This is a genomic window from Micromonospora sp. WMMA1947 (genome assembly GCF_027497355.1).
In the GTDB taxonomy this organism is placed as follows: Bacteria; Actinomycetota; Actinomycetes; order Mycobacteriales; family Micromonosporaceae; genus Micromonospora.
This window is the reverse complement of the sequence record NZ_CP114909.1, coordinates 3690174-3705364: the sequence shown is the minus strand read 5'-3', so window position 1 is coordinate 3705364 and position 15191 is coordinate 3690174. Positions and strand designations below refer to the sequence as shown.

Annotated in this window: 13 protein-coding genes; 7 read left to right on the top strand and 6 right to left on the bottom strand. The window is 74.0% G+C overall.

The window, feature by feature from the left end; genetic code table 11:
• The first annotated feature begins 135 nt into the window (after positions 1–135).
• Positions 136–975, top strand: a complete 840-nt coding sequence (locus O7604_RS17815) for a DUF308 domain-containing protein (protein WP_281577158.1) — start codon at positions 136–138, stop codon at positions 973–975.
• Between the two features lie 174 nt (positions 976–1149).
• Positions 1150–2568: a trehalose-6-phosphate synthase gene (locus tag O7604_RS17810; protein WP_269704847.1), complete on the top strand. Its 1419-nt coding sequence runs from the start codon at positions 1150–1152 to the stop codon at positions 2566–2568.
• 15 nt (positions 2569–2583) lie between these two features.
• Here the strand turns inward: O7604_RS17810 and O7604_RS17805 are convergent, their stop codons facing one another.
• The 6 genes from O7604_RS17805 to O7604_RS17780 all read right to left on the bottom strand — a co-directional run bounded on the left by O7604_RS17805 (position 2584) and on the right by O7604_RS17780 (position 8048).
• Entirely contained in the window at positions 2584–3411 is an 828-nt protein-coding gene (locus O7604_RS17805) for an alpha/beta fold hydrolase (RefSeq protein ID WP_281577157.1), read from the bottom strand.
• Positions 3408–4814 carry an NAD(P)-binding domain-containing protein gene (locus tag O7604_RS17800; RefSeq protein ID WP_269704845.1) on the bottom strand — a complete coding sequence of 469 codons (1407 nt, stop codon included), beginning with the start codon at positions 4812–4814 and terminating at the stop codon, positions 3408–3410. The genes O7604_RS17805 and O7604_RS17800 overlap by 4 nt, the downstream gene beginning before the upstream one ends.
• Positions 4815–5193: 379 nt before the next feature.
• Complete coding sequence (locus tag O7604_RS17795; RefSeq protein ID WP_269704844.1) at positions 5194–5892, bottom strand: endonuclease/exonuclease/phosphatase family protein; 699 nt, start codon at positions 5890–5892, stop codon at positions 5194–5196.
• A 1-nt stretch (position 5893) separates the two neighbouring features.
• Positions 5894–6841 (bottom strand): ROK family glucokinase, encoded by a 948-nt coding sequence (locus tag O7604_RS17790; protein ID WP_026267860.1) that lies wholly within the window; start codon positions 6839–6841, stop codon positions 5894–5896.
• Positions 6842–6914: 73 nt separating this feature from the next.
• Positions 6915–7550 (bottom strand): hypothetical protein, encoded by a 636-nt coding sequence (locus tag O7604_RS17785; RefSeq protein WP_281577156.1) that lies wholly within the window; start codon positions 7548–7550, stop codon positions 6915–6917.
• A 21-nt stretch (positions 7551–7571) separates the two neighbouring features.
• Positions 7572–8048, bottom strand: coding sequence for an SRPBCC family protein (locus O7604_RS17780; protein WP_281577155.1), 477 nt, complete (start codon positions 8046–8048; stop codon positions 7572–7574).
• Positions 8049–8214: 166 nt separating this feature from the next.
• Between O7604_RS17780 and O7604_RS17775 the strand changes: the two genes are divergently transcribed.
• The 5 genes from O7604_RS17775 to O7604_RS17755 all read left to right on the top strand — a co-directional run bounded on the left by O7604_RS17775 (position 8215) and on the right by O7604_RS17755 (position 15165).
• Positions 8215–10017 (top strand): AMP-dependent synthetase/ligase, encoded by a 1803-nt coding sequence (locus tag O7604_RS17775; protein WP_269704841.1) that lies wholly within the window; start codon positions 8215–8217, stop codon positions 10015–10017.
• A 14-nt stretch (positions 10018–10031) separates the two neighbouring features.
• Positions 10032–11726: a GAF domain-containing sensor histidine kinase gene (locus O7604_RS17770; RefSeq protein ID WP_281577154.1), complete on the top strand. Its 1695-nt coding sequence runs from the start codon at positions 10032–10034 to the stop codon at positions 11724–11726.
• A gap of 7 nt (positions 11727–11733) precedes the next feature.
• Positions 11734–12402: a response regulator transcription factor gene (locus O7604_RS17765; RefSeq protein WP_013287678.1), complete on the top strand. Its 669-nt coding sequence runs from the start codon at positions 11734–11736 to the stop codon at positions 12400–12402.
• A 197-nt stretch (positions 12403–12599) separates the two neighbouring features.
• Complete coding sequence (locus O7604_RS17760; protein ID WP_269707045.1) at positions 12600–13412, top strand: SAM-dependent methyltransferase; 813 nt, start codon at positions 12600–12602, stop codon at positions 13410–13412.
• Between the two features lie 76 nt (positions 13413–13488).
• Positions 13489–15165, top strand: coding sequence for a bifunctional diguanylate cyclase/phosphodiesterase (locus O7604_RS17755; RefSeq protein ID WP_281579976.1), 1677 nt, complete (start codon positions 13489–13491; stop codon positions 15163–15165).
• Positions 15166–15191 lie beyond the last annotated feature (26 nt).

Below are 15191 nucleotides of genomic sequence, written 5' to 3'. Positions count from 1 at the left end.
CGGGCGCCGGCGGCGGCCGCGGAGTCCGGGATGAGGGTACGAACGACGAGCGGCACGCCACAACGCACTCCCGGAACCGGGTGCCGACGTGTCACGATTCAGGGCACGGGCAGGGAACGGCGAAGGGGGTGTCCGTTGTCAGGGGGCGGGCCCCGTCGGGGACGACGGGACAACGGGCTCGACGCGGCCGAGTACGCGGTCGCGGGCGACGTCGATCCACGCGTCGGCGAGCACCTGCTCGACGTGCTCGCCGCCGGTGGCATCGCGGCCTACCTGCAGCCCTCGGCCGACCTGAACCCGGTGACCCGCACCACCACCGTCCCGGCCCGCCCGGTCGACCGGCTCTACGTCGACAGGTCGCACCTGACCACCGCGCGGGACTACCTCACCCAGCTCGCCGACGAGGGCGCGGGCGACTCGCCGCGCGCCGACGAGCCGGACATCGAAGCGGAGTGGGCGAAGATCGTCGCCGGCTTCCACACCGCGCCGAGCGCCGACAGCCACCCCTGGCCCGCCGCCGAGGACGTGGACGACCCGCCCGCTCCGGGCACCGCCGCCGGCAGCCGGGCCGAGGAGCCCGCCGGCCCGACCGCCACCGACGTGCGCCGGCTGCCGTACGCCGCCGACGTCTCCGGTGTCTCGCTCAGCCGGGACCGGCACGACGAGCCGTCGCTGCTCGACGGCCTGGACACGTTCGGCGCGAACCTGCCCGACGAGGCCTCGGACGAGGAGCACTACACCCCGCCTCCGCCGCCCCCGCTGCCCCGCTTCTCCAAGTACGCGGTGCTCGGCGTGGCCTGCATCGTGCTCGGCTTCCTGCTGTTCCTCTCCCCCACCGTGGTGTCGCTCGTCGACCCGTCGGTGGTCACCCTGCTCGGCTTCACCGGCATCCTGGCCGGCTTCGTGATGCTGATCTGGCGGCTGCGTCCGGGTGACCGGGACGACCACGACCCGGACGACGGCGCGGTCGTCTGACCTCGCGCCGCCGGACCCTGCCCGGATGCCGGGACACCGCCCGCCCTGGGCCGGGGCGTAACAAGCGTGTAACTTACAGTCAGTAGGAATAGGCTGAACGTCACGTCCCGCACCGGCTGTCCGGCTTGCGTCTCCTTCCGGGTCGCCGGTCCCCTGCTGAGCGGATTGCCCGAGATGCGACAGAGCCCCCTCGTGGTGGTGGCCAACCGCCTCCCCATCGACGACAGCGTGGCGCCCGACGGCGCCTTCGAGTGGCGCCGCAGCCCCGGCGGCCTGGTGAGCGCCCTGCACCCGCTGCTGCGGCAGACACCCGCGACCTGGGTGGGCTGGGCCGGCGGCACCGGCCCCGCGCCCGAGCTGCCGGACGTGGACGGCGTGCGCATGCACACCGTGCCGCTGAGCGCCGAGGACTTCCGCGACCACTACGAGGGCTTCGCCAACGCCACCCTCTGGCCGCTCTACCACGACGCCGTCGAGCAGCCGGAGTACCACCGCCGCTGGTGGGAGGCGTACCAGCGGGTCAACCAGCGGTTCGCCGAGGCCGCGGCCCAGGTGGCCGAGCCGGGCGGCCTGGTCTGGGTGCAGGACTACCACCTGCAGCTGGTCCCCGGCCTGCTCCGCGAGTTGCGCCCCGACCTGCGGATCGGGTTCTTCCTGCACGTGCCGTTCCCGCCGCCGGAACTGTTCATGCAGTTGCCCCGCCGCGCCGAACTGCTGCGCGGCATGCTCGGCGCCGACCTGGTGGGTTTCCAGCGGGCCCAGGCCGCGCACAACTTCGCCCAGCTCGCCACCAAGGTGCTCGGCCTGCCCGCCACCGACCGGCGGATCGGCGTGGACGGCCGGGTGGTCCGCATCGGCGCCTTCCCGGTCGCCATCGACACCGCCGAGGTGTCCGCGCTCGCCGCCCGCCCCGAGGTCGCCGAACGGGCCCGCCGGCTGCGGCAGGATCTCGGCCGGCCGGAGCACGTGATCCTCAGCGTCGACCGGATGGACTACACGAAGGGCATCGAGCAGCGCCTCAAGGCGTACCGCGAGCTGCTCGCGAACGGCGACATCAAGGTCCGCGACACGGTGCTGGTCCAGGTGGCGGTGCCCAGCCGCGACCGGGTGGCGCAGTACCAGATCCTGCGCGACCGGGTGGAGCACCAGGTCGGCCGGATCAACGGCGAGTTCGGCCGGGTCGGCGAGCCCGCGATCCACTACCTCACCCAGCCGTTCGACCGCGCCGAACTGGTGGCGCTCTACCGCGTCGCGGACGTGATGGCGGTGACGCCGCTGCGCGACGGCATGAACCTGGTCGCGAAGGAGTACGTGGCGGCCCGGGTCGACGGCACCGGCGCGCTGCTGCTGAGCGAGTTCGCCGGCGCCGCCTCCGAGCTGGAGCAGGCGTACCTGGTCAACCCGCACGACCTGGACGGCCTCAAGCAGGGGTTGCTGGCCGCGCTGCGCGCCGGCCCGGAGGACGTCGAGGCCCGGATGCGTGCGATGCGCGAACACCTGGCCCACAACGACATCCACGCCTGGGCGGCGTCCTATCTCAGCGCCCTGGAGGAGAGCGGAACACTCGTCGGCCGCCGCCCCGCCGCCCGGTGAGCCGGGCCCCGGCGCTCACCCGAGGGCGGGCGCCGGGTCCTTGTCCAGCCAGTCCAGGATCGCGTCGATCGGCTCGCGCCAGCGCGCGTCGAGCATCAGGTCGTGCCCCATGCCGGGGAACAGCAGCGGCGCCGAGGCGTACCGCCGGGCGGCCCTGGTCAGCGCCGTCGCCGGTAGCACCCGGTCGTCCGGGCTGCCGAGCACCAGCACCGGCGGGCGGCCCACCGCCGGCTCCGGGGACCGGCCGGTCAGCAGCTGCCACTGCGCCCGCCGCCCGGCCCGGCCCAGCCGGGCCAGGTGCCGCCGCGCGTCGGCGTCCGGCAGCTCCGCGCTGAACAACTGCCGCCGGTTGAGCCGCAGCCCGGCGCCGAAGACCGCCGGCACCGTACCGACCGGGTTGCGCCGCAACGCCGTGCCGAACGTCGCCCAGCCGCCGAGCACCGGCGCCACCAGCACCGCGGCCCGCGCCGGGTAGCGGGCCAGCGCGTGCGCCACGACCCGGGCGCCGGCGCCGTGCCCCACCAGCACCGCCTGCCGCGGCAGGCTCGCCGCCACCTGCGTCACGTCATGGGTGTACGACCGCAGCGTCGCCTCGGGCGCCGGCTCGCTGCCGCCGTGCCCGCGCAGGCTCAGCGCGTACGCCGGGAAGCCGCGACCGGCGGCGTGCCCCAGCCAGTGCTCGGCGAACGCCCACGCCCCGTGCCCGAACCCCGGTACGAACAGCAGCGGCGGCTTCGCCTCCTCCCGCTCCGGTACGGCGGCGAGCACCTCGCGGCGGGCGGGCCGCTCGGGCCGGGCCCACTCCCAGGACCGGACCACCCGCACCCGCTCGGCCGTCGTCATTTACCCTCCTCCAGCTCGTGCAGCGCCCGCTGGAGCGCGCGCAGGTAGTCGGCGTGGCCGACCTCGAACCAGTGCCGGGTGCTGTCCTTGACCTTCGCCGAGTACCGCTCCCCGAGGCCGGCCCGGACCTTGCGGTCGAACGCGGCGGCCCGCTCCGGCCGGGTGGCGCGCAGCGTGAGCAGCCGGGCGAACAGCACGCTCTGCCAGTGCGAGATCGGGAAGATGCCGGAGTCCGGCTGCACCAGGCCGACCACGGCGAGCGTGGGGTGACCGGCGGTGAACGCGTTGAGCCACAGCCGGGGCCGTCCGGAGCCGTCCTCGTCGCCGAGCACCTGGCCCTTGAGGAACTCGAAGCGCGGCAGGTAGCCGGTGGCGAAGACGACAAGCTCCGGGTCGACCCGGCGGCCGTCGGTCAGCTCCACCGCGCGGTCGTCGAACCGGGCCACGTCCGGCACCGGGGTGATCTCGCCGTGGCCGACGTAGTAGACGAGCTGGCTGTTGGCGATCGGGTGCGTCTCGTAGACCCGGTGGTCCGGCTTGGGCATGCCGAACCGGGTCAGGTCGCCGACGGTCAGCCGCAGCGTCCAGTGGTAGAGCCACTGCCGCACCCGCAGCGGCACCCGCAGCGCCAGCAGCGTGTCGTTGACCTGGTCGGCGGGACGGCCGAGGACGTACTTCGGGGCGTACCAGTAGCCGCGGCGGGTGGAGTGCCAGCAGTGCGACGCCTGCTGCGCCGCCTCGACCGCGATGTCGCAACCGGTGTTGCCGGCGCCGACCACGAGCACCCGCTTGCCCCGCAGCTGAGCCGGGTCCTTGTAGGACGAGGCGTGCATGACCTCGCCCCGGAACTCCTCCAGCCCTTCGTAGCGGGGCAGCTTGGGCGACCAGTTGTGGCCGTTGGCGAGCACCACGGCGGCGTACCTCGAGGTGCGTTCGGGGCCGTAGCCGCCGGTGCTGCGCGTGGTCACGTCCCAGCGGTCCCCCTCGACCGGCTCGACGCGGACCACCTCGGTGCCGAACCAGATGTGCTGGCGCAGGTCGAAGTGGTCGGCGTACCGCTCGAAGTAGGACAGCAGCTGGCTGTGGTGCGGGTAGTCCGGCCAGTCGTCCGGCATCGGGAAGTCGGGGAACTGGGTGAACGGCCGGGACGAGATCAGGTGCGTGCTGCCGTACACGGGGCTGCGGTCGTGCCGCCAGTTCCAGGCGCCGCCGACGCCCGTCTCCCGCTCGTAGCAGTCGACGCCGAAGCCGGCTTCGCGCAGGTTCTTCACGGCGGTGAGGCCGCTGGCGCCGGCGCCGATGACGCAGACCGTGTCGCCCCGGTCGGAGACCGGGCGGTCGTCGCGGATCGGGACGTCCGTCCGGTCCGGATCGGGGCGGCCGGGGTCGGTGGAGGAGGACACCGGGAATTCTCCTTTGTGCGGCACGCGTGCCGGGTCGGAGCGAAATCCTGCCGAGAATGCCCGCCGTTGTCCAGCCACCGGCTCCGGCGCCGCCCACCCGCCCGGCTGCCCTGACACAGCGTCACCGACCTGCCGGTCACCGAGCGTGAGTGGACCGGCCGCGCCGGAGGCGTACCCTCGTTCGCCCTTTGCTCTGCCGCCACAGACGCAGCACCGCCGCGAGCTGCGCTGATGTCTCGCGGCCGTCCGGCCGGGACGCGGCCCGCCGGTCACGGCGGGTAGCTGGTGCGGATATGGCGGCAGAGCAAAGGCGGCGACGCGGTTGTCGGCCGGCCGCCGGGCACCTGACCGTGCGTCACGGTCCGACGGTCCGCGCCGGTCAGGCGGTGGGCAGCATCAGGTCGACCAGGACCGGGAAGTGGTCGCTGGCCCGCCGGGCCGCCGGGGTGTCCACCACGTCATAGTCGACCACAGTGATCCGGGGGTCGACGAACAGCGCGTCGATCCGGCGGCGCGGGTCGGCGCAGGAGTACGTGTGCCGGTCGGCCCGGTCGGCGGCGAGCGCCGTGTCGGTCAGCCCCTCGGCGAGGGTCTGCCAGGCCGGGCCGTCCGGGCCCTCGTTGAGGTCCGCGCCGGCCACCACGGGCAGCGTGGACGCGGCCAGTTCCCGCTTGAACGCCGCCGCCTGCGCCGGCCGCTCGGCCGGGTCGGTGGACAGGTGCGAACCGGCCAGCAGCACCTCGACGCCGCCGACCCGGCACCGCGCGTACGCGGCGCCGCGCATGTGCCGGCCCGGCGTCAGCGGATACCGCTGGCAACTGGTGTCGGTGACCCGCACCCGCAGGCTGGTCAGCAGCACGTTTCCGAGCGACGGCAGGCCACCGGCGGCCACCACCATGCCGAACGACTCGGCCAACGCGGCGCACTTCTGCCGCCACCGGAACCGGCGCGGTCCCTCCTGGACGATCACCACGTCCGGTGCCACCGCGCGGACCACCTCGGCCAGCGCGGCGGTGTCGTCGCGCTGGCTGTGGATGTTGTACGACACGACGCGCAGCGGCACACCCGAATCCGTCATGTCAGATCCGCCGGGCCAGGTCGGCGGCGCCGATCACACCGGCGGTGTTGCCCAGCTCGGCCGGGCGCACCTCGGCGACGGGCAGGCGGCTGCGCTGGGCCAGCGCGTCGGCGAACGACCGCCGGGTCGGGCCGAGCAACAGGTCACCTGCGTCGATCACGCCGCCGCCCACCACCAGCACCTGCGGGTCGAGGATCTGCGCCATGTCGGCGAGGCTGGTGCCGAGCCAGCGGCCGACCTGGGCGAATGCCTCGGTGGAGACCGGGTCGCCGCCCTTCGCGGCGGCGGTCACCATCGGGCCGGTGATCGTCTCGGCCTCGCCGCCGGCCAGCTCCAGCAACGCGGTCGCGCGGTGCGGCTCCTGCCGGGCGGCGGCGCGGGCGAAGCGGACCAGGGCGCTGCCGCTGGCGTACTGCTCGATGCAGCCCAGCCGGCCGCAGCCGCACTGGTGGCCGTCCGGCACGGTGAGCATGTGCCCCAGTTCGGCGGCGATGCCGTTGGCGCCGCGGACCAGGCCACCGCCGAGCACGATGCCGCCACCGACGCCGGTGCCGATGGTGAACATGACCATCGAGTCGTCGGCGTCGCGGGCCGCGCCGTAGCGGAACTCCGCCCACGCGGCCACGTTCCCGTCGTTCTCCACGATCACCGGCAGGCCGGTGGCGTCGCCGACGTACGTGCGCAGCGGCTCGTCCCGCCAGGCCAGGTTCGGGGCGAACAGCACGGTGGACCGGGAGGCGTCGATCCAGCCGGCGGCGCCGATGCCGACCGCCTCGACGGCGTGCCCGGCGGCCAGCTCGGTGACCACCTCGATGATGACGTCGCGGGTCTTGGCCACGTCGTCGGCGGGGGTGTCCCGTCGCGTCTGCACGAGTACCGTGCCGGCGTCGTCCACGACACCGCCGGCCACCTTCGTGCCACCGACGTCGACTCCGATGGTCAGCGTCACCGCTGCCACTCCCCTCTGCTGTGCTGCCCGGGGACCGGCCGAACCGGCCGTACGGTCCCGGGATGTCCGGTGGTCAGGCCCCGTCGCCTGGTGCGTCCGCGCCCACCTCTCCGGACGCCCGCGAGGCGGGCACCACGGGACGGCCGGCCGGTGGCCGGCTCGTGCCCGGCTCCGGCGGCCCGGCGGCGTCGGCGGTGGCACCCGAATCGGCCGCGCCCTCCCCCCGGGTGGCGGCGGACCACACGTCCTGCTCGGGTGCCGGCTGAGAATCATGCCCGGTACGGGTCGCCTCGCGCCACACGTGGTCGCCGGATCCGGCCGGCGCGGCGGTCCCGTCGTCGGCGGTCCGCTCCGCCTCGGCCGGGGTGAAGGCACGCAGCAGGCTGGCCACCCCGGCCGCCAGGTCCCCGGCGCCGGTGGCGAGCCGCTCGGCGAATTCCGGACTCGGGTCGCGCAACGCGGCGATACCGCGACAGACGGGGCAGACACAGCATTCCGGCGAGCCGGTGGCGAAACCGGCGGGCGCGGCGGCCTTCGGGGCGGAAGCGGCACCGGGCGGGGTGTGACCGAGGACACCGGAGAGGATCCCACCGAGCGGACCCCAGGCGCCGGAGCCGGGCGCGGCGGCGGCCATCTTCGCGCCGGCGAGCAGGGTGGCGACGAGGCGCTCGGCCTCTTCCCGGGCCGAACCCGGATCAGTGGTGCCCATGGTTCGGCTCCTTCAGCGTGACTACCGGGACGACGGTCGGGTCTCCTGCGCCGCACCGGGTGCTTCTACCCGGCGCTTGAGCTGCTTCAACGCCGCATCCATGATCATTTTCTCGGCCTTGCGGCGGAACATGCCGAGCATCGCCACGGACAGCTCCACCTCGAGCGTGTAGGTCACCGTGGTCGTCCCGTCCGGGTTGCCCGCCAGGTCGTACGAGCCGCGCTGGGAGCGCTGCATCTTCGACGGGGCGACCAGGTGCCACTCGATCCGGGAGATGTCCTCGGCGTACTCGTAGGCCAGCACGTACTCGTCGGCCATCACGCCCGCGTCGAGGGTGAACCGGACCTGGCTGGCGTAGCCGTCCTCGTACTCCTCGATCACCTCGGCCGCGCGTACCGCCTCGGCCCACTCGGGATAGCTCGGGAAGTCGCAGATGACGGCCGCCACCTGGTCCGGTGACGCGCCGATGATGATCGACTGGGTGGAGGAGTCCGCCATGGGGGGAGGCTACCCGGCCGCCTCCCGGCCGGTGCCGCTCCACCCGCCGGACGGCGTCCCACCAGCCGGGCGGGCAACCTCCCTGGCAGACCCCCCGGGGTGTGCGGGTAGGTTTCGACAGAGCCGACCAGGCCGGCCCCCGCCGGTAGAGCACGAGGGAGTGCAGGTGCGCGAGTTCTCCGTCCCGCCGATCGTCACCGTCGGCGACGCGGCCAACCTGACCGACCCGGTCTGGGAAAACGCCGAGGTCGCCCCGGACACCGTGCAGTTCGTCCGCCCCGCCGCCGGGACGGGTGCGCGCGAGGAGGTGACCTGCCGCCAGTTCCGCGACGAGGTGGTGGCGGTGGCGCAGGGCCTGATCGCGGCCGGCGTCTCCCCCGGCGACCGGGTCGGCCTGATGAGCCGCACCCGCTACGAGTGGACGCTGTTCGACTACGCGATCTGGGCGGCCGGCGCGGTCACCGTGCCGATCTACGAGACCTCCAGCGCCGAGCAGGCCGCCTGGATCCTCGGCGACTCCGGCGCCGTCGCCGTGGTGGTGGAGAGCACCGCGCACGCCACCCTGGTCGCGGGCGTCCGGGACCGGCTGCCCGAGCTGCGCGAGGTCTGGCAGATCGACCTCGGCGCGGTCGACGACCTGGTCGCCGCCGGCGCGTCGGTGGACCCGGCCGAGGTGGCGACCCGCCGCTCGCTGCTCAAGGCCGACGACGTCGCCACGATCATCTACACCAGCGGCACCACCGGCCGGCCCAAGGGCTGCGTGCTGACCCACCGCAACATCTACACCGACATCGCCAACGCCGTGCCGGTGCTGCCGAACCTGTTCCGCCAGGGCGCCTCGACGCTGCTGTTCCTGCCGCTCGCGCACGCGTTCGCCCGGCTCATCCAGGTCGGCGTGGTGCACGCCCGGGCCACCATGGCGCACTGCGCGGACACCAAGAACCTGGTCGCCGAGCTGCAGGACTTCAAGCCGACGTTCGTGCTCTCCGTACCCCGGGTCTTCGAGAAGGTCTACAACGGCGCGCGGCAGAAGGCCGAGGCCGAGGGCAAGGGCAAGATCTTCGACCGCGCGGAGAAGGTCGCCATCGCGTGGAGCGAGGCGCAGGAGCTGCCGGGCGGTCCCGGCCTGGGCCTGCGCGCGCAGCACGCCCTCTTCGACAAGCTGGTCTACCGCAAGCTGCGGGCGGCGATGGGCGGCCGGTGCCGCGACGCCATCTCCGGGGGCGCGCCGCTCGGCGCGCGGCTCGGGCACTTCTTCCGCGGCGTCGGGGTGACCATCTGCGAGGGGTACGGCCTCACCGAGACCTCGCCGGCCGCCGCCGCCAACCTGCCCACCGGCACCCGGATCGGCACCGTCGGCCGCCCGCTGCCCGGCGTCACCATCCGGATCGACGACGACGGCGAGGTGCTGATCGCCGGCGACATCGTCTTCCAGGGCTACTGGCACAACGACGCGGCCACCGCCGAGGCGATCAGCGCCGACGGCTGGTTCCGCACCGGCGACCTCGGGCACCTCGACGACGACGGCTACCTGAGCATCACCGGCCGCAAGAAGGAGATCATCGTGACCGCCGGCGGCAAGAACGTCGCCCCGGCGGTGCTCGAGGACCAGGTACGGGCGCACCCGCTGATCAGCCAGTGCGTGGTGGTCGGCGACCGGCAGCCGTTCATCGCCGCCCTGGTCACCATCGACGAGGAGGCGCTGCCGAAGTGGCTGGCCGGGCAGGGGCGCCCGGAGACCACGAGCATCGCCGAGCTGCGCGAGGACGCGGCGCTGCGCGCCGAGGTGCAGTCCGCGATCGACCAGGCCAACCAGGCGGTCTCCAAGGCCGAGGCGATCAAGGTGTTCCGGATCCTGCCGCAGGACTTCACCGAGACCACCGGCGAGCTGACCCCGTCGCTGAAGGTGAAGCGTCAGGTCGTGCACAAGACGTACGCCTCGGAGATCGCCGAGATCTACCGGGGCTGACTACCATCCGTCACGTGCCCGCCTCCACATCCCGCCAGCCGTCGACGCAGCCCCTCGCGGCGGCGGCTCGCGCGGTCCTCCTCGCGCTGGTCGCCGCCCTGACCCTGTTCGCCACCCGCGACGCCACCCAGCTCTGGTGGATCGCGTTGCTGGGCGTCGCCGGCCTGCCCGCCGTGCTCGCCCCCCAACACCGGCTGCTCGCCCCGATCAGCCGCTTCGCCGAGGTGGTGGTGCTCGGGCTGGCCGCCAGCCAGGTCGCCGCCGACACCCACCTGTCCGGCGTGACCGGCGGGCTGGGCGCCTCGGCGGTGCTGCCGTACCTCGCCGTGCCGGTCACCGTGACCGCGCTGAGCCGCCGCTTCCGCGAGGGCGCCGCGCTGCTCGCGGTGGCGGCGGCGACGCTGCTGGCCAGCGCCGCGTTCACCCAGGTCGACGGCGGGCCGCAGCTCGGCCAGGTCGGCTACCTCGCGGTCTGCGCCCAGTGGCTGATCCTCGCCGGGCTCGGCCTCTACACCGCCGGCACGCTCCAGCGCGTCATGCGGGTGCGCGGCGAGGGCAAACCCCAGCCGTACGCCGAGGCGACCCGCCTGCTCACCCAGCTGCGGACGGTCGCCCGCCAGCTGCCCGGCGCCACGCTGGACCCGGGCGGCATCTCCGAGCACCTGCTGGAGGAGCTGCGGGTGGTCGCCAAGACCGACCGGGGCGCGGTGCTGTCCGCCAGCGGCGGCGGCCGGCTGGTGGTGCTCGCGCAGATCGGCGCGGACCGGGTCGACTGGGAGACCACGCTCGACGCCGACTCGGCCATCGCCGACGCCTGGGCCAGCCAGCAGCCGACCGTCTCGGCCCGCTCGCAGGCCCGGTCCCGGCACTCCGGTGAGGTCTCCGCGCTGATCGTCCCGCTGGTGGCGGGCGTACGCACGGTCGGCCTGGTGGTGATCGAGGCGGACACCGCCGCCGCGTACCCGCCGCCGGTGGTGTCCCGGGTCACGGCGCTGACCGGCCCGGCGGCGCTGAGGCTGGAGGCGGCGCTGCTCTTCGACGAGGTGCGCTCGCTGGCGACGAACGAGGAGCGGCAGCGGCTGGCCCGGGAGATCCACGACGGGGTCGCCCAGGAGCTGGTCATGGTCGGGTACGGCATCGACAACGCGCTGGCCACCGTGCACGAGGACGCCGAGGAGACCGCCGACTCGCTGCGGACGCTGCGCCAGGAGGTCACCCGGGTGATCACCGAGCTGCGGCTGAGCCTGTTCGAGCTGCGCAGCGAGGTGGACCGGCACGGTGGCCTGGCCGCCGCCATCGCCGAGTACGCCCGCACCGTCGGCGCGTCCGGCGGCCTGCGGGTGCACCTGTCGCTGGACGAGTCCACCGCCCGGCTGCCCGCCGCCACCGAGGCCGAGTTGCTGCGCATCGCGCAGGAGGCGGTGACCAACGCGCGCAAGCACGCCGGCGCGTCGAACCTGTGGGTCACGTGCGAGGTGGATCCCCCGTACACCCGAATCGAAGTGTCGGATGACGGTCACGGCATCGGTGACCAGCGCCCGGACGGGCACTATGGCCTTGCGATCATGGCCGAGAGGGCGGAACGTATCCGGGGCCGGTTGGAGATCAGGCCGCGGCAGCCGAGTGGGACGACTGTGGCGGTGGTGCTCGGTTCGTCGCCCCGGCGCGATAAGGTGCGCGGCAGCGCCGCAGCAGCAGAAGGGGAGTAACCCGAGGATGACCAGCAGTCCGACACCGGCCACCCGTACCAAGGTTCTCCTTGTCGACGACCACGACCTCATCCGCAAGGGGCTGCGTCACGCGTTCGAGCGCGACCGCCAGTTCGAGGTCGTGGGCGAGGCGGCCACCGCGGCTGAGGGCGTGCGCCAGGCCGGCGCGCTCCAGCCCGACGTGGTGATCATGGACCTCCGCCTGCCCGACGGCAGCGGCCTGGAGGCCACCCGCGCCCTGCGCAAGTCCAGCGCGTCGATGGGCATCGTCGTGCTCACCATGTACGCCGGCGACGACCAGCTCTTCGGCGCCCTGGAGGCGGGGGCGAGCGCGTTCGTGCCGAAGACCGCCCCGGCCGACGAGGTGGTGGCCGCCGCCCGGCACGCCGCCTCCTCCCCCAGCGCGTTCACCGCGGCCGACCTGGCCGAGGCGATGAAGCGCCGGCTGGCGCCGTCCGGCCCGCAGCTGTCCCCCCGCGAGGGCCAGGTGCTGCGGCTGCTCGCCGACGGCATGAGCGTGGCCGGCATCGCCAAGCAGCTGTTCGTCAGCGAGTCGACGGCCAAGACCCACATCTCCAAGCTCTACGAGAAGCTGGGCGCCGCCAACCGGGCGCAGGCCCTGATGACCGCGCTGCGGCTGGGGCTGCTCGAGGCCCCGGACGCACCCAAGTTCTGAGGCGTACCGCCGGAAGAGGCCCCGTCCACCACGGACGCGGGCCTCTCGGCGTACCCGGCCGCGGCATGGTCGCGCACTGTGAACGGCCGGACGCACAGTGACGGCGGTCTTTGCAGCGCGACGGCGGAGGGGCAGAATACGCGGGTGATCCGCGCGGCGGTGACGACCGCGTGTCGCCGACACCCGAGGGGCAGGACATGCAGCGGCCGGACTGGGCACCGGAGACGATCGACATCGAGCGCCCCAGCGTCGCCCGCATGTACGACTACTATCTCGGCGGCTCGCACAACTTCGCCGCCGACCGGGCGGCCGCCCGCGCGATGGTGGAGGCGGTGCCGGAGGCGCCGCTGATGGCACAGGCCAACCGCGCGTTCCTGCGCCGGGCGGTGCAGTACCTCGCTCAGGCCGGCATCCGTCAGTTCCTCGACATCGGCTCCGGCATCCCGACCGTCGGCAACGTGCACGAGATCGCCCAGCGGATCGACAGGGAGTCGCGGGTGGTCTACGTCGACGTCGACCCGGTGGCCGTGGCGCACAGCCAGGAGATCCTGGCCGGCAACGAGCACGCCACGGTTCTCCAGGAGGACCTGCGTAACCCGGAGGCGATCCTGACCCACCCGGAGGTCACCCGGCTGCTCGACTTCAGCCGGCCGGTCGCCGTGATGATCGTGGCGGTGCTGCACTTCGTCCCGGACGCCGACCGCCCGGAGGAGATCCTGCGGACGCTGCGCGCGGCGCTGGCGCCCGGCAGCCACCTGGTGCTCTCCCAGGCCAGCGAGGACGGCCGCGCCGGCACCGGCGAGCGGGCCGAGGCGGAGCGGGTCTACCGGCGCACCGACAGCCAGCTCTGGATCCGCAGCCGGGCCGAGATGACCGCGCTGTTCGACGGCTTCGAGCTGGTCGACCCGGGCGTGGTGTGGGTGCCGCAGTGGCGGCCGGACTCCCCCGACCAGGCGGAGAACGCCGAGCGGGCCGTCTTCATGGGCGGGGTCGGGCGGCTCGGTGGGTGACGACGCGACCCGCTGCCGGCCCGGCGTGTTCGCCCGGGCCTGGGCCAAGGCGGTGTCCGGCACCAGCTACCTGCCGATGGCGCAGTCGCAGCTGGAGGAGATCCTGCAACGGCTCACCGACCGGCTGGCCCAGGCGATGCGCGCCGAACCGTTCGACCTGCGGATCGGCCAGCACGTCGGCGCGGAGCTGGTCCAGGCGCACATCGCCTCCGCGGAGGGCCTGGGTCGCACCGTCGAGGTGATCCAGCTGCGCCTGGTCCGCGACCTCGACCTGGTCGTCGACGACGTCGAGGACCGGATGGCCCGGCTGCTCGCCACCGTCGCCACCGGCTACGCCCGGGCCCTGCGCGACCGCACGCTGGACGAGCAGGAGTCCATCCGCCGGGCCGCCATGATGGCCCGTGCGCAGGCGGAACGGGCGCTGCGCGACAGCGAGGCCCGGTTCCGGCACCAGGCCACCCACGACCCGCTCACCGGCCTGCCGAACCGCACCCTGTTCACCGAACGGCTGACCGCCGCGATCACCGCGCCGGGGCGGGGCGCCGACCGGATCGGCGTGTGCTTCCTCGACCTGGACCGGTTCAAGGTCGTCAACGACTCCCTCGGCCACCAGGTCGGCGACTCGCTGCTGGTGACGGTGGCCCAGCGCCTGCACGGGGCGCTCGGTGAACACCTGGTCGCCCGGCTCGGCGGCGACGAGTTCGTGATCCTGGTCGAGCGCAGCGCCGGCACCGACGACGCGGTGAAGGTCGCCGAGACGGCGCTCGCCGCGGTACGCGAGCCGGCGCTCGTCGACGGCCACGAGCTGACCGTGTCCGCGAGCATCGGCATCGTGGAGCGCCCGGTCGCGGGCACCTCGCCGATGGACCTGATGCGCGCTGCCGACAGCACCCTGCACTGGGCCAAGGCCGCCGGCGGGGCCCGCTGGTCGCTGTTCGACGCCGACCGCAACCGCCGCGAGCTGGCCCGGTACGCGCTGTCCGCGGCGATCCCCGCCGCGCTGGACCGGGGCGAGTTCTACCTCGACTACCAGCCGCTGACGTCGCTGCGCGACGGGCGGGTGCTCGGCATGGAGGCGCTGGTGCGGTGGCGTCACCCGGAGCTGGGTGTGCTGCGGCCGGACAGCTTCATCCCGCTGGCCGAGGAGACCGGGTTGATCGTCCGGCTCGGCAGCTGGGTGCTGGCCGAGGCGTGCCGCGAGGCGGGCACCTGGCCGGGCGGGGACGCCGACGCGCCGTTCGTCAGCGTCAACCTCGCGGTACGGCAGCTGCACCGCACCGACCTGGTGACCGAGGTACGCGGTGTGCTGGGGCGCACCGGCCTGCCGCCGCACCGGCTGCAACTGGAGATCACCGAGAGCACCATGATGAGCACCGTGGTCGAGCCGGTACGAGCGCTACGGGTGCTCGGTGACCTCGGGGTCCGGGTCGCCATCGACGACTTCGGCACCGGTTACTGCAACCTCGCGTACCTGCGGGACCTGCCGGTCGACGAGCTGAAGGTGGCGGGCGAGTTCGTGACCGGCCTGCGCGCCCCGGGCAGTCGTACCGACGAGCGGATCCTCGCCTCGCTCGTCTCGCTGGCGCACGCGCTGGACCTCACCGTCACCGCCGAGGGCGTGGAGACGGCCGACCAGGCCGACCGGCTGCGCGCGATCGGCTGCGACGCCGGGCAGGGCTGGCACTTCGGCCGCCCCGGGCCGGCCGCGCCGCACCTGGGCCGGGTGCCCGCCCACGTCGACGCGGTCTCCTGAGCCGGGCCGGCGCGCCTCCCGACCCG

What these genes read in the sequence shown, in the direction of transcription:
- O7604_RS17810 (WP_269704847.1), top strand. Translation starts at nt 1,150, where the DNA reads ATGCGACAGAGCCCCCTCGTGGTGGTGGCCAACCGCCTCCCCATCGAC.
- O7604_RS17805 (WP_281577157.1), bottom strand. Translation starts at nt 3,411, where the DNA reads ATGACGACGGCCGAGCGGGTGCGGGTGGTCCGGTCCTGGGAGTGGGCC.
- O7604_RS17795 (WP_269704844.1), bottom strand. Translation starts at nt 5,892, where the DNA reads ATGACGGATTCGGGTGTGCCGCTGCGCGTCGTGTCGTACAACATCCAC.
- O7604_RS17785 (WP_281577156.1), bottom strand. Translation starts at nt 7,550, where the DNA reads ATGGGCACCACTGATCCGGGTTCGGCCCGGGAAGAGGCCGAGCGCCTC.
- O7604_RS17780 (WP_281577155.1), bottom strand. Translation starts at nt 8,048, where the DNA reads ATGGCGGACTCCTCCACCCAGTCGATCATCATCGGCGCGTCACCGGAC.
- O7604_RS17765 (WP_013287678.1), top strand. Translation starts at nt 11,734, where the DNA reads ATGACCAGCAGTCCGACACCGGCCACCCGTACCAAGGTTCTCCTTGTC.
- O7604_RS17760 (WP_269707045.1), top strand. Translation starts at nt 12,600, where the DNA reads ATGCAGCGGCCGGACTGGGCACCGGAGACGATCGACATCGAGCGCCCC.
- O7604_RS17755 (WP_281579976.1), top strand. Translation starts at nt 13,489, where the DNA reads ATGGCGCAGTCGCAGCTGGAGGAGATCCTGCAACGGCTCACCGACCGG.